The 13,527-nt window shown below is 67.8% G+C and carries 13 protein-coding genes; 7 read left to right on the forward strand and 6 right to left on the reverse strand.

Going from position 1 to position 13,527, the window contains the following annotated elements:
* Position 1: 1 nt before the first annotated feature.
* The 5 genes from AC3IPM_RS15555 to AC3IPM_RS15575 form a co-directional block, all read right to left on the reverse strand.
* A complete protein-coding gene (locus AC3IPM_RS15555; RefSeq protein WP_489300926.1) occupies positions 2-394 on the reverse strand; it encodes a RidA family protein in 393 nt (130 codons plus the stop codon).
* Between the two features lie 85 nt (positions 395-479).
* Complete coding sequence (locus AC3IPM_RS15560; protein ID WP_489300927.1) at positions 480-2,639, reverse strand: RelA/SpoT family protein; 2,160 nt, start codon at positions 2,637-2,639, stop codon at positions 480-482.
* 106 nt (positions 2,640-2,745) lie between these two features.
* Positions 2,746-3,045, reverse strand: a complete 300-nt coding sequence (gene rpoZ / locus AC3IPM_RS15565; protein ID WP_005410877.1) for a DNA-directed RNA polymerase subunit omega — start codon at positions 3,043-3,045, stop codon at positions 2,746-2,748.
* A 112-nt stretch (positions 3,046-3,157) separates the two neighbouring features.
* The gene (gene gmk / locus AC3IPM_RS15570; protein WP_489300931.1) at positions 3,158-3,823 is read right to left on the reverse strand and encodes a guanylate kinase; all 666 of its coding nucleotides are present in this window, start codon (positions 3,821-3,823) and stop codon (positions 3,158-3,160) included.
* Positions 3,820-4,680, reverse strand: coding sequence for a YicC/YloC family endoribonuclease (locus AC3IPM_RS15575; protein WP_489300933.1), 861 nt, complete (start codon positions 4,678-4,680; stop codon positions 3,820-3,822). Before AC3IPM_RS15575 ends, gmk begins: the two co-directional genes overlap by 4 nt.
* Before the next feature lie 120 nt (positions 4,681-4,800).
* Between AC3IPM_RS15575 and rph the strand changes: the two genes are divergently transcribed.
* From rph to pepQ, 7 genes are all read left to right on the forward strand, one after another.
* Positions 4,801-5,529: a ribonuclease PH gene (rph, locus tag AC3IPM_RS15580; protein ID WP_489300934.1), complete on the forward strand. Its 729-nt coding sequence runs from the start codon at positions 4,801-4,803 to the stop codon at positions 5,527-5,529.
* Positions 5,526-5,915, forward strand: a complete 390-nt coding sequence (locus AC3IPM_RS15585; protein ID WP_489300936.1) for a VOC family protein — start codon at positions 5,526-5,528, stop codon at positions 5,913-5,915. Before rph ends, AC3IPM_RS15585 begins: the two co-directional genes overlap by 4 nt.
* The gene (gene rdgB / locus AC3IPM_RS15590) at positions 5,912-6,505 is read left to right on the forward strand and encodes an RdgB/HAM1 family non-canonical purine NTP pyrophosphatase (protein ID WP_489300938.1); all 594 of its coding nucleotides are present in this window, start codon (positions 5,912-5,914) and stop codon (positions 6,503-6,505) included. Before AC3IPM_RS15585 ends, rdgB begins: the two co-directional genes overlap by 4 nt.
* Before the next feature lie 58 nt (positions 6,506-6,563).
* Positions 6,564-7,781, forward strand: coding sequence for a radical SAM family heme chaperone HemW (gene hemW / locus AC3IPM_RS15595; protein WP_489300940.1), 1,218 nt, complete (start codon positions 6,564-6,566; stop codon positions 7,779-7,781).
* 99 nt (positions 7,782-7,880) lie between these two features.
* The gene (locus tag AC3IPM_RS15600) at positions 7,881-10,388 is read left to right on the forward strand and encodes a DUF1631 domain-containing protein (RefSeq protein ID WP_489300942.1); all 2,508 of its coding nucleotides are present in this window, start codon (positions 7,881-7,883) and stop codon (positions 10,386-10,388) included.
* Positions 10,385-10,732: a PilZ domain-containing protein gene (locus AC3IPM_RS15605; protein ID WP_489300944.1), complete on the forward strand. Its 348-nt coding sequence runs from the start codon at positions 10,385-10,387 to the stop codon at positions 10,730-10,732. Before AC3IPM_RS15600 ends, AC3IPM_RS15605 begins: the two co-directional genes overlap by 4 nt.
* Before the next feature lie 83 nt (positions 10,733-10,815).
* Positions 10,816-12,144, forward strand: coding sequence for a Xaa-Pro dipeptidase (gene pepQ, locus AC3IPM_RS15610; RefSeq protein ID WP_489300946.1), 1,329 nt, complete (start codon positions 10,816-10,818; stop codon positions 12,142-12,144).
* A 57-nt stretch (positions 12,145-12,201) separates the two neighbouring features.
* On the opposite strand, the gene AC3IPM_RS15615 is transcribed toward pepQ, so the two are convergent.
* Positions 12,202-13,527: an aminopeptidase P N-terminal domain-containing protein gene (locus AC3IPM_RS15615; protein WP_489304177.1), complete on the reverse strand. Its 1,326-nt coding sequence runs from the start codon at positions 13,525-13,527 to the stop codon at positions 12,202-12,204.

Consider the following 13,527-nt stretch of genomic DNA (forward strand, 5'->3'; position numbering starts at 1 on the left):
GTCAGGCCTGGTCGAGCACCATCACCGCATCGACTTCGAAGTTGGCGCCCTTGGGCAGGCCGGATACTTCGATGGTGGAGCGGGCCGGGTACGGCGCCTTGAAGTAGTCCTGCATGACCGCGTTGACCTTGGCGAACTCGGCCAGGTCGGTCAGGTACAGGCCCAGGCGGACGATCTGGTCCAGCGAGCCACCGGCTTCTTCAGCCACGGCCTTGAGGTTGTCGAAGGCGCGACGGGCCTGGGCTTCCACGTCGCCGACACCGACGATGTCACCGGTGGCCGGGTCCAGCGGGATCTGGCCGGAGAAATACACGGTATTGCCGGCGCGCACGGCCTGCGAATACGGGCCGATGGCGGCCGGGGCCTTGGCGCTGGTGATGATCTGGCGGGACATGGGAGCTCCACGGGTTCAAAGGGGGAGCGTGATTGTAACGGGGGAGGCGCATCGCATGCGCGATGGCGCCAGCCCACGGACGGCGCTATTGCCGGCGGACCGACTGCACCACCGACAAACGCCGCAGCCGGCGCATCACTTCGGCCAGATGGTTGCGGTCGCGGACCTGGATATTGAAAGCCAGCACCGCCGCGTTGAAGTCGCGGTCGAGGTAGTCCACGCGCTCGATGTTGGAATGGCTCTGGGCGATCGCCGCGGCCAGCTGGGCCAGCACGCCGGTGCCGTTCTCCACTTCCACCACCAGCGCGGTGTCGTAGTCGCCGGAGACGGTGGTGTCCCAGCCGATCGGCACCCAGCGCTCGGGCGACTTGCGCAGCTCGGCCAGGTTCGGGCAGTCCAGGCGGTGCACCACGATGCCCTTGCCGGCGGTGTGGTAGCCCATGATGTCGTCGCCGGGAATCGGCTGGCAGCAGTTGGCGAAAGTGACCACGCCGCGTTCGCTGCCATTGATCAGGATCTTCTCCTGCGAATGCTTGGAATGCGCGCCTCCGCGCAGCTCGGCATAGGCCATCAGCGCCTGTGCGGCCTGGTTGGGCATCCAGTTGCCCAGCGCCACTTCGGCCAGCAAGGCCTCCAAGCGCGGGTAGCGGTGTTCGGCCAGGAAGGCATCCAGGCGACCCTTCGGCAGCCGCTCCAGCGAGCTGTCCATGGCTTCCAGCGCACGGTCGAGCATGCGGTGGCCCAGCTGCACGGCGTCTTCGTGTTCGAGCTGCTTGAGCTGGTGACGGATCGCGGTACGCGCCTTGGAGCTCACCACGAATTCCAGCCACTGCGGCTTGGGCGTGGCCGAACGCGCGGTGATCACTTCCACGGTCTGCCCGCTGACCAGCTTGGTGCGCAGCGGCACCAGCTTCTTGTCCACGCGCGAGGCCACCGCCATGTTGCCCACGTCGGTGTGCACGGCGTAGGCGAAATCCAGCGCGGTGGAATTGCGCGGCAGGGCCAGGATCTTGCCCTTCGGGGTGAACAGGTACACCTCGTCCGGGAACAGGTCGACCTTGACGTTGTCCAGGAACTCCAGCGAGGAGCCAGCGGCGCGCTGGGAATCGATCAGCTCCACGATCCAGGCATGCGCGCGGCTCTGCGCGCTGTTGGGCGTGTCGCCACCGAACTTGTAGGTCCAGTGCGCGGCCACGCCGCGTTCGGCGATCAGGTCCATCTCTTCGGTGCGGATCTGCACTTCGATCGGCGAGCCGTACGGGCCGAACAGCACGGTGTGCAGCGACTGGTAGCCGTTGGCCTTGGGGATCGCGATGAAATCGCGGAAGCGCCCGTCCAGCGGCTTGAACGTGGCATGCACCGCGCCGAGCGCGTGGTAGGCGCTGGGCACGTTGCGCACGACCAGGCGGAAGCCGAACACATCCATCACCTGGTCGAAGGATTTGTTCTCGTCGTGCATCTTGTTGTAGATGCTCCACGGGGTCTTGATGCGGCTGACCAGGCGGTGCTCCAGCCCTTCCTTGGCCAGGCGCTGGCTCAACTGCACTTCCACCTGCGCCATCGCCTCGCGGCGCACCACCGGCTGGCTGCGGATGTGTTTTTCCAGGATCGCGTGGCGCCACGGATACAGCGCCTTGAAGCCCAGGTTCTGCAGCTCGCTCTTGACCAGGCTCATGCCCAGCCGCTGCGCGATCGGGGCGTAGATCTCCAGCGTTTCGCGGGCGATGCGGCCGCGCGCTTCGCGGCTCTGTGCACCCAGCGTGCGCATGTTGTGCAGGCGGTCGGCCAGCTTGATCATGATCACGCGCAGGTCGCGCGACATCGCCAGCAGCATCTTGCGGAAGCTTTCGGCGGCCGCTTCCTGGCGGTCGCGGAACTTCAGCTTGTCCAGCTTGGTGACGCCATCGACCAGCTCGGCCACGGCTTCGCCGAACTCGGCCGCCAGTTCTTCGCGGGTCAGCGGGGTATCTTCGATGGTGTCGTGCAGGATCGCGGCGATCAGCGCCTCCACGTCCAGGCCCAGTTCGGCCAGCACCTGCGCCACCGCCACCGGGTGGGTGATGTAGGGCTCGCCCGACTTGCGGGTCTGCCCGGCATGCGCGGAGGCACCGACTTCCCAGGCACGGCGCAGCAACGGCAGCTGCTCGGGCGGCAGGTAATGCGCCGCGCGTTCGAGCTGGAGGACATAGTCGGGTACGGCCGCGCCGGGGGGCGAGGCGACCTTGGCAGTGGGGCCTGGGTTCATGGCTGGAAGACTATTCCAGCAGCGGGATAACGGCAAACCCCTGAATACGGAACAGCCCGCCAAGGGCGGGCTGTTCGCACAACAACAACCGGTTCGCGCGGGGCGATCAGTCGTCGTTCTTGGACATGTCTTCGTCGGCGACGACTTCGGCAGCGGCCCATTCCAGTGCTTCACGCTCGGCACGCTCGCGCTCGGCCTTCTCGACTTCATCGATCAGGGCGTTGTCGATCTTGCGGGCGGCAATTTCGCGCAGCGCCAGCACGGTCGGCTTGTCTTCGGTTTCGCTGTTGTCCAGGGTGGCCTGGACGCCATTGGCCAGCTGACGGGCGCGCTTGGACGCCATCATGACCAGTTCGAAACGGTTGTTCACGACTTCCAGACAATCTTCTACGGTGATGCGGGCCATGCGGGCTCCCGGCAACCAGTGACGGCTGCTCAATCGAATGAGGGAAAGGGGACGGATTGTACCGGCGGGGGCTGGACAAAATCAAGCCAACCGGTTAGCAGCCCTTTGAGAATCAGTCAGTTGTGGCCGTTTCCTGCGTCAGCAGGGCCTGGATCAGGCCCGCGTGGCGGACCTTCTGGGCCTCCCGGCGCAGGCGGCTGGCCGTGAAGATGGCGCACAGCTCGTCCACGGCGGTCTCGAACACTTCATTGACGATGACGTAGTCGAAGTCGTTGAAATGCAGCATTTCCTCGCGCGCGGCCGACAGCCGCTGGGTGATCACCGCCTCGCTGTCCTGCCCGCGCTTGCGCATGCGGTCCTGCAGCGCCTGCCTGGACGGCGGCAGGATGAACACGGTAACCGTGCCCGGCACCAGCTGGCGCACCTGCTGGGCGCCCTGCCAGTCGATCTCCAGCAGCACGTCCTGGCCGGCGGCCAGCTGCGGCTCCACCGACTGCCGGGCGGTGCCCTTCCAGTCGCCATGCACCCAGGCATGTTCGAAGAAGTCGCCGGCGGCGATCATGCGCTCGAATTCCTCGGCGCTGACGAAGTGGTAGTGCTCGCCGTTGACCTCACCCGGGCGCGTGGCGCGCGAGGTGAACGAGATCGACAGCGCAATCTGCGGGTCGCGTGCCAGGGTGGCATTGACGATGCTGCTTTTGCCGGCCCCGGACGGGGCGGCCACGATGTACAGGGTGCCGCGCGCAGGCGCACCGGTCGGCGTGGGCTGGCTGCTCATTCGATGTTCTGCACCTGTTCGCGGATCTGGTCGATCAGCACCTTCAGCTCGACGGCGGCATTGGAGGTGCGGCTGTCCACCGACTTGGAGCCCAGCGTGTTGGCCTCGCGGTTGAACTCCTGCAGCAGGAAGTCCAGGCGGCGGCCAACCGGCTCGCGCTGGGTGAACACCCGGCGGATCTCCACGATGTGGCTGCGCAGGCGGTCCAGTTCTTCATCCACGTCGAGCTTCTGCAGCCACATCACCAGTTCCTGCTCGGCACGGCCGGGATCGACCGGATGCGGCAGGTCGGCCAGGCGCGCGGACAGCTTGGTGCGCTGGCCTTCACGGATCTGCGGAATCAGCGTGGTGACCTCCGCGGCGATGCGCTCCACCCCGTCGACCCGTTCCTGGATTGCCGTGGCCAGCTTGTCGCCTTCGCGCTCGCGCGCCGCCACGAACCCGTCCAGGCTTTCATCCAGCAGCGCCAGCGCCTCGGCGTGCAGTGCGGCCGCGTCGACCGCCTCGCCCTGCATCACCCCGGGAATCTGCAGCAGGTCGGTGAAGCTGACCTGTAGCGCGGGGAAACCAGCCGACAGGCGCGTGGCCAGTTCGCCCAGCTGGCCCAGCAGCGCATCGTTGACCACCAGCGCACCGGTGACCTCCGGGGCGCGCAGACGCATGATCAGATCGATCTTGCCGCGGCTGCAGCGGCCAGCCACACGTTCGCGCAGCTGCGGCTCCAGCGCACGCAGTTCCTCGGGCAGGCGTACGCCGACCTCCAGGAACCGGTGGTTGACCGAGCGCAGCTCACAGGCCAGCGTGCCCCAGCGGGTGGCGCGCTCGCCGCCGGCATAGGCGGTCATGCTTCGAATCATGCGGGTTTCCGGTGCTCTCAAAGTGCAAATGGTACCCTAGAGGTTCCTTTGGAGCCTCCTCGCCTGCCGGTTACCGGTCCGGGCGCGGTCCTGCATCCCCCGCCTTACCGGAAGCCAAGCATGTCCGATCCCCGTCCCAGTGGCCGCCAGGCCGACCAGCTGCGCGAAGTGCGCATCGAGCGCGCCTTCACCCGCCATGCCGAGGGCTCGGTCCTGGTCAGCTTCGGTGAAACCCGCGTGCTGTGCACGGCCAGCGTGGAAAACCGCGTGCCGGGCTTCCTGCGTGGCAAGGGCGAAGGCTGGGTAACGGCCGAATACGGCATGCTGCCGCGCTCCACCCACACCCGCAACGACCGCGAAGCGGCCCGTGGCAAGCAGGGCGGCCGCACCCTGGAGATCCAGCGCCTGATCGGCCGCACCCTGCGCGCCTGCGTGGACCGCGGCGCGCTCGGCGAGCGCACCATCACCCTGGACTGCGACGTACTGCAGGCCGATGGCGGCACCCGCACCGCCGCCATCACCGGCGCCTACGTGGCCCTGGTGGACGCGGTGAACTTCCTGCTCAAGCGCGGCGACATCAAGCGCAACCCGATCTTCGGCGCCGTGGCCGCCGTCTCGGTCGGCATCTACCGTGGCACCCCGGTGCTGGACCTGGATTACGCCGAAGACAGCGACTGCGACACCGACATGAACGTGGTCATGAACGATGGCGGTGGCTTCATCGAACTGCAGGGCACCGCCGAAGGCCACGCGTTCCGTCGCGATGAGCTGGATGCGCTGCTAGCACTGGCCGAGAAGGGCATCCAGGACCTGTTCGCCGCGCAGCAGGCGGCACTGGCCTCGGCATGAACCGCCGCATCGCCCTGACCACCCTGGTGGTGGCCGAGTACGACGAGGCGATCGCCTGGTACACCGGCAAGCTCGGCTTCACCCTGATCGATGACATCGACCAGGGCAGCAAGCGCTGGGTGGTGGTTGGCCCGGCCGATGGCAGCGCAGCGGCGCTGCTGCTGGCGCGTGCCAGCAATGACGAACAGCGTGCGCGGATCGGCAACCAGACCGGTGGCCGGGTCGGGTTCTTCCTGCATACCGACGATTTCTGGCGCGACCATGCCGCGATGACCGCCCAAGGCGTGGAATTCCTCGAAACCCCGCGCGAAGAGGTCTATGCCACGGTGGCGGTGTTCCGCGACCTGTACGGCAACACGTGGGACCTGTTGGAGCCCAAGCCATGAAACTGGTACTGGCCAGCGGCAACGCCGGCAAGCTGAAAGAACTGCAGGCCATGCTCGGCGAGCTGCCGTTGCAGATCGTGGCGCAGGGCGAACTGGGCGTCAGCGACGTGCCGGAAACCGGCCTGACCTTCGTCGAAAACGCCTTGATCAAGGCCCGTCATGCCTGCGCCGTCACCGGCCTGCCAGCACTGGCCGACGATTCGGGCCTGATCGTGGACGCGCTTGACGGCGCGCCCGGCCTGTACAGCGCGCGCTATGCCGGCAGCCCGACCAACGATGCCGCCAACAATGCCAAGCTGCTCGAAGCACTGCGCGAGGTGCCGGCCGAACGCCGCAGCGCGCGCTTCTATGCGGTGATCGTGCTGCTGCGCCACGCCAACGACCCGCAGCCGCTGATCTGCGAAGGCAGCTGGGAAGGCGTGATCCTGGATGAGCTGCGTGGCAGCCATGGCTTCGGCTACAACCCGCTGTTCCTGGACCCGGCACGCGGCCTGACCGCGGCCGAGATGGAACCGGCGCAGAAGAACGCCATCAGCCACCGCGCCATCGCCCTGCAACTGCTCAAGCAAAAGCTCGCCGGCTGGCAGTGATGTGCCTTCTGAGCGTCCCAGGGAAGCCGGCCAGCGGCCGGCACTACCGATGAATACCATGGCCCAGACACACGACCACTGCTCCCACCTGCCCGGCGAGTCCTGCACGGATGACCACGCGCCCCGGTTGGTTCCACCGCCGCTGGCGCTGTACGTGCACCTGCCCTGGTGCGTGCGCAAATGCCCGTACTGCGATTTCAACTCGCATGCGGCCAAGGGCGAACTGCCGTTCGAGGCGTACATCGATGCCTTGATCCGCGACCTCGACCAGGACCTGCCGCTGGTCTGGGGCCGGGTGGTGAGCAGTGTGTTCTTCGGCGGCGGCACGCCCAGCCTGTTCCCGCCCGAGGCGATCGACCGCTTCCTGCAGGCGGCTGCGGCCCGGTTGCGCTTTGCGCCGAATCTGGAAGTGACCCTGGAAACCAACCCGGGTACCGCCGAGCACGGCCGCTTCGACCGTTACCGCGCCGCCGGGGTGAACCGGATCAGCTTCGGCATCCAGACCTTCAACGACGACGCGCTGAAGCGACTCGGCCGCATCCACGACAGCGGCGAAGCCGAACGTGCGGTGAAACTGGCGCAGGACGCCGGCTACGACAACTTCAACATCGACCTGATGTACGCGTTGCCGCAGCAGACCCTGGCCCAGGCTGAGCACGACCTGGAGCGGGCCTTCGCGCTGCAGCCCACGCACATGTCGCACTACCAGCTCACCCTGGAACCGAATACGGTGTTCTTCGCGCGGCCGCCGCAGGGCATTCCCGACGAAGACTCGGCCTGGGACATCCAGGAGCACTGCCAGCGCCTGCTCGCCGACGCCGGCTACGCGCAGTACGAGGTCAGCGCCTATGCAAAGCCCGGCCGGCAGAGCGCGCACAACCTCAACTACTGGCGCTTCGGCGACTACCTGGGCATCGGCGCCGGCGCGCACGGCAAGATCAGCAGCGGTGCCGAACAGCACGTGCTGCGGCGCTGGAAGCACAAGCACCCGCAGACCTTCATGGACACCGCCGGCACGCTGGCCTGCATCGGCGGCGATGATGTGATCAGTGCCGGGCGCCTGCCTTTCGAGTACATGCTCAACCTGCTGCGCCTGCACGAAGGCTTCAGCCTGAAGGACTTCGAATCGCGCACCGGGCTGGACCGGGCGCAGATCGCCGGCGCGATGGACGCGGCCATGGCCCGTGGCTGGATGACCCTGCGTGACGGCCATGCCCAACCCACCGAGCTGGGCCGACGCTTCACCAACGACGTGGTCGAGCTCTTCCTGGACTGATTCGCGCTGTCTGCCGGGCGTGTGCCGACGCTGCTCCTAGCGGTGGCAGGGGGAAAACGTTAGATTCTGTGCTCTCAGGGGAGCCGGAACCCACATCGGATGTCTGCGTCCGCACCTTCATCGTCCCAGCCCGATATGACCCGGTTCGCCAGCGTCAGCGCGCCGCCGCGCGTGCGCCGGCTGCTGGCCAGCCTGCATGCGCTGGCCGCACAGACCCTGGCCAATCCGCTCAAGCTGACCATCGTTGAACTGGAGCGCGAGCTGTTCCGCGATGCCGAGCGCGCGCGCAACAGCCAGATCCAGGCCGACATCTACGCCCAGACCCGGCGCCTGCACGAGGTCAACGCGCAGTTCGCACCGCGCTTCCTTGATGCACTCGCCACCGCACTGACCCAGCTGCGCGAACCGCGCGTGCGGCATGTACCGGCCGCGGCGACTGCGGTGGTGTCGGCCAGCACCCTCACCCTGGTTACCGATACCGATATCGACCGCGACATCGTGCTGGGCGACATCACCCGTCGCGAGGCGCTGCGCTCGGCCAGTGCCCTGCAGCTGCTCGGCCAGCGATTCGCGGTACTGGCGGCCGGCCCGGAGTTCGACGTCGAAGACCTGCCGTTCGGGCCCTACGTGCTGTGCCGGATCGCCCGGGACCTGGGCGAGCAGTTCGCGCTCGGCCTGGAAACCCAGCTGGCGCTGTACCGGGTGTTCGACCGCCAGCTGATCGAACGCCTCGGCGAACTGCTTGAACGCGCCAACATCCTGCTGGCCCACGAGGGCATCCTGCCCGGCCTGGTCTACACGCCCTACCTGGCACGATCGGCGACCACCCGCCGCATTGTCACCAGCGCCGACCGCGGCACGGGCCCCGCCCGCGAAGGCGGCACCGTCAATCGCCCGTTGACCGGCTGGAGCGGCTCGGCCAGCCCCGGCAACTGGGCGGCGATGACCAGCGAAGCGATGGCGGCCCTGCCCGCCTCGTTGCAGGTGCCTGGCCACAGCGCTGCCGGTGGCCCCGGCATGGGCAGCGAAGAAGGCACTACCAGCGGTGCCGCCTCGGGTGCCGATCTGACCGCCCCGGCGATGTCGGCGCTGCACCAGCTGCTGGGTGCAGCGCGCCAGGCCACTGCCGGGCAGACGGCCGGCAGCAGCGGTGGCGGACTGGCGTCTACTGGCGCGTCCGGCGCCTCCGATAGCGCAGGTCCCGGCTCAGCCACGGGCGCCGCTGACGCCCCTTCGGCCGCTCCGGCTTCCGCCGAGGCCAGCAAGGCGCCCGCCGCCGCCCCGGTCGCGGTGCCACACGAAGCCGTGCACGCCACCCTGGCCAAACTGCAGGCGCAGGCCGCCAGCGTCGGCGCCGCGCGCCGCAGCATGGCCGACCTGCACAACGCGCTGCTCGCGCAGATGCGCGCCGACCATGGCCCGCAGGCGGCGCTGACGGTCAAGGACAACGACACCTTCGACCTGCTCGACATGCTGTACGGGCAGATCCAGCGCGAAGTGCGCCCGGAAGCCGCCGCCGCCGACCTGCTGACCCGCCTGCAGGTGCCGGTGGCCCGCGCGGCCCTGTCCGACCCGGCCTTCTTCGTGCGTGACCAGCACCCGGCCCGCGAACTGCTCAATGCCGTGGCCGAAGCCGGCGCCAACTGGCTGGGCGAGGAGGACGTGGACCCGCAGCTGGTGCAGAAACTCGGCCGCGCGGTCGACCAGGTGGTCAACGACTACCAGGGCGATGACGCCGTCTTTGAAGCGGCCAACGAGGACATCCAGCAGCATTTCCGTGCGCTGGCCCACAAGGCCGAGCTGGCCGAGCGCCGGCACGTGGAAGCCGCGCGCGGCAAGGAACGGCTGGAATCGGCCAAGCAGCAGGCCGGCACCAGCATCGAACAGCTGTGCGACAGCGCCGCCCCCCCGCGCTTCGTGCAGTCACTGCTCAAGCAGTCCTGGTCGGACGTTCTCACCCTGACCCTGCTGCGCCACGGCGAGGGCTCCGAGCAGTGGCAGCAGCGCCAGCAGGAAACCGCACGGATCGCCGAGGTCACCTGCCAGCTGCCCGGCAGCAGCGGCAGCGATGCCGACCTGGGCAGCCAGGTCGAAGCGGCGTTGCTGCAGGTTGGCTACCACCAGGATGAAGCGGCGGCGATCGCGCGCCGGCTGTCCGCACCGGGCGGCGAGGACGACAGCAGTTCGCGCACCGAACTGACCGCGCGCATCCGCGCACGCACCCGTCTGGGCGAACAGGCCGAAGGCGGCGATGCACGCAAGGTCGCGCCGCTGGCGCGCAGCGGCGCCGAGGAAGACTGCTACCGGCAGCTGCGCACCCTGCCCTTCGGCACCTGGTTTGAATTCACCACCAACCAGCAGGGCGACCTGCGCCGGCAACGGCTGTCCTGGTACAGCCTGATCACCGACAACGCGCTGTTCGTCAATCCGCGCGGGCAGAAGGTCGGCGAGCATTCGCTGGACGCGCTGGCGCGGCTGATGGCACACGGTCAGGTGCGCATCGTCAGCGAGGACAAGAGCCGGCTGATCGACCGCGCCTGGCAGGCTACCCTGCGCACCCTGCGCTCACTGGCAGGCAGTACCCCGGCTGCGGAGACCGACGCATGAGCACCGATACCCGCCGCGCCCCGCGCCGCCAGGTGGCCGAACTGGTGCCGGTCACCGACATGATGGCCGAGAGCGTGATCGGCCGGCTCGGCAACGTGTCCGAAACCGGCATGCTGATGCTGGCCTCGGTACCGATGCACGACGATGCGCTGTACCAGTTGCAGTTCGCCATCCCCGGCGCTCAGGGTGAACGGCTGCATCTGGACGTCGGCGCCCACCTGCTGTGGAGCGAGCAGACCCACGCCCCCGGCCAGGCCTGGGTGGGTTTCCGCTTCCTCACCCTCAGCCGCGAACACCGCGAACAGCTGCGGGCCTGGATCGCACAGGAAACTTCGGCAGTCTGAGCGCCGGTTCCGGCACAGCAGTGCGGGCACGATTGCGGCAGAATCAAGGGCTGCACTCCGCACTGTCGAACGAGCCTTTCGCGATGAACCAGCCAGACCTCGGCGCCCTGTATTCCCACCACATCGGCGTGCTGCGCACGCGTGCCGATGAAGCGCTGGCGCGTGGCGGGTTCGACCATCTGGTGATTCCCAGCGGCACCCAGCACTACCAGGCCTTCGACGACCGCGACTACCCGTATGCGGTCAACCCGAACTTCAAGGCGTGGCTGCCGTTGACCAAGCTGCCCAACAGCTGGCTGGTCTACACCCCGGGGCAGCGCCCGAAGGTGATCTTCCACCAGCCGTTCGACTATTGGCACGTGGTGCCCGGTGCGCCCAATGGCTGGTGGGTGGAGCATGTCGACATCGAGATCATCCGCACGCCGGAGCAGGCACTCGCACTGCTGCCCAAGGATGTCGCGCGCTGCGCGATCCTGGGCGAGCCGCAGAGCGCGCTGGGTGCGTACGTGCCGAACAATCCCGAGCCGGTGCTGCACTACCTGGACTGGCAGCGCGCCTACAAGACCCCGTATGAAATCGCACTGATGCGTCAGGCGCAGCGCCTGGGCGTGCGTGGTCACCGTGCCGCCGAAGCCGCCTTCCGTGCCGGTGCCGATGAATTCAGCATCCACATGGCGTACTGCAGCGCCGTCGGCCAGGACGCCAATGAACTGCCTTACGGCAACATCATCGGCCTCAATGAACACGCCGCCGTGCTGCACTACACCGACCTGGCCCGCACCGCGCCGACGCCGCTGCGCAGTTTCCTGATCGATGCCGGTGCCAGCGCCTTCGGCTATGCCAGCGACATCACCCGCACCTACGCCGCGGCCGGGCACGACGAATTCCAGGCGATGATCGACGCGGTCGACGCGGCCCAGCAGCAGATGGCCGCCGGAGTGCGTGCCGGAGTCGATTACAAGCAGCTGCATGTGGATGCGCATCTGTCCCTGATGGGCATCCTGAAGGATTTCGGCGTGCTCAAGGTGTCGCCGGAAGCGGCGTTGGCCACCGGTGTCAGTGCCGCGTTCTTCCCGCATGGCCTGGGCCACCTGATCGGCCTGCAGGTGCACGACGTCGCCGGCTTCGCCGCCAGCGACCGCGGTGGCCGGATCGAACGCCCGCAGGGGCACCCCTACCTGCGCCTGACCCGCGTCCTGGATCCGGGCATGGTGGTCACCATCGAACCGGGCGTGTATTTCATCGACATGCTGCTGGACGAAGTGAAGCAGGCCGGCCACGCCGACAGCATCGACTGGGCACGCGTGGACTTCTTCCGCCCCTACGGCGGTATCCGCATCGAAGACGAGGTGCTGTGCACCGAAGGCGCCGCCGACAACCTCACCCGCCCGGCCTTCGCCGCCGCCGATTGAGGACGATACACGGGTAGAGCCACGCATGGCGTGGTTCTACCCGCTCCGCCAACGCGATCAGCGCTGGGCCATTTCCGCTTCAATCTCCTCGGCGCTGCGCGCCAAGGCCGCGGTCAACACCTGATGGCCATCATCGGTGATCACCACGTCGTCCTCGGTGCGGATGCCGATGCCGCGCCAGCGCGCGTCCACGCTGCGATCGTCCGGGGAAACGTACAGACCCGGTTCGATGGTGAACGCCATACCGGTCTCCAGCATCCGTGAATCACCGGCCAGGCGGTAGTCGCCGACATCGTGCACGTCCAGGCCCAGCCAATGCCCGGTCTTGTGCCGGTAGAAGCGCTGGTAGTGGCCCTCGGCAATGTTCTCCTCCAGGCTGCCCTTGAGCAGGCCCAGGCGCAGCAGGCCTTCGGTCAAGGTCTCCACCGCAGCCAGATGCCCAGCCTCATAGGCCACACCGGGCCGCGCCTGGGCCAATGCCGCCGCCTGCGCTGCACCGACCAGGTCGTGCAGCGCACGCTGTTCGGCGCTGAAGCGGCCATTCACCGGGAAGGTGCGGGTGATGTCGCTGGCATATCCGCGGTATTCCGCACCGGCATCGATCAGCACCAGTTCGCCATCGCGGCTGCGCGCATTGTTGGCGCGGTAGTGCAGGATGCAGCCGTTGGCACCGGTGCCGACGATGCTGCTGTACGCCGCGCAGGCATCATGGGCGCGGAATTCGCGTTCCAGGTCGGCCTGCAGTTCGTACTCGTGGATGCCCGGCCGCGCGACCCGCATCGCGATCCGGTGCGCCTGCACGCTGATGTCGGCCGCCTGCTGCATCAGTGCGATTTCGGCGCTGGACTTGAACAGCCGCTGCTCGTGCAGCAGGTGGCCCAGCTCCAGGAACTCATGCGGCGGCTGCGCCCCATGGCGAACCTGCGAGCGCACCCGGTTGACCCAGCCGATCAGCTTCAGGTCGAACTCGGCATCGCGACCGAAGTGGTAGTACACCCGCGAACGCCCTTCCAGCAGGCCCGGCAGGATGTCGTCGAGATCGTCGATCGGGTACGCATCGTCCATCCCGTACTGCGACACCGCGCCGTCCTGGCCGGCGCGCGCGCCATCCCAGGCTTCGCGGTCGGCATCGCGCTCGCGGCAGAACAGGATCACCTCGCCGTGGCGACGGCCCGGGATCAGCACCAGCACCGCTTCCGGTTCCGGGAAGCCGCTCAGGTACCAGAAATCCGAGTCCTGGCGGAACGGAAAATGCGTATCCAGGCTGCGCACCCGCTCCGAGGCGGCCGGCAGCACCAGGATCGCATCGTCACCGGCCATTTCCATCAACTGCTGGCGGCGATGGGTGTATTCCGCGGCGGAGATGCCGGTCAGCTGCCGGAT

Source organism: Stenotrophomonas sp. GL_111 (genome assembly GCF_057835245.1).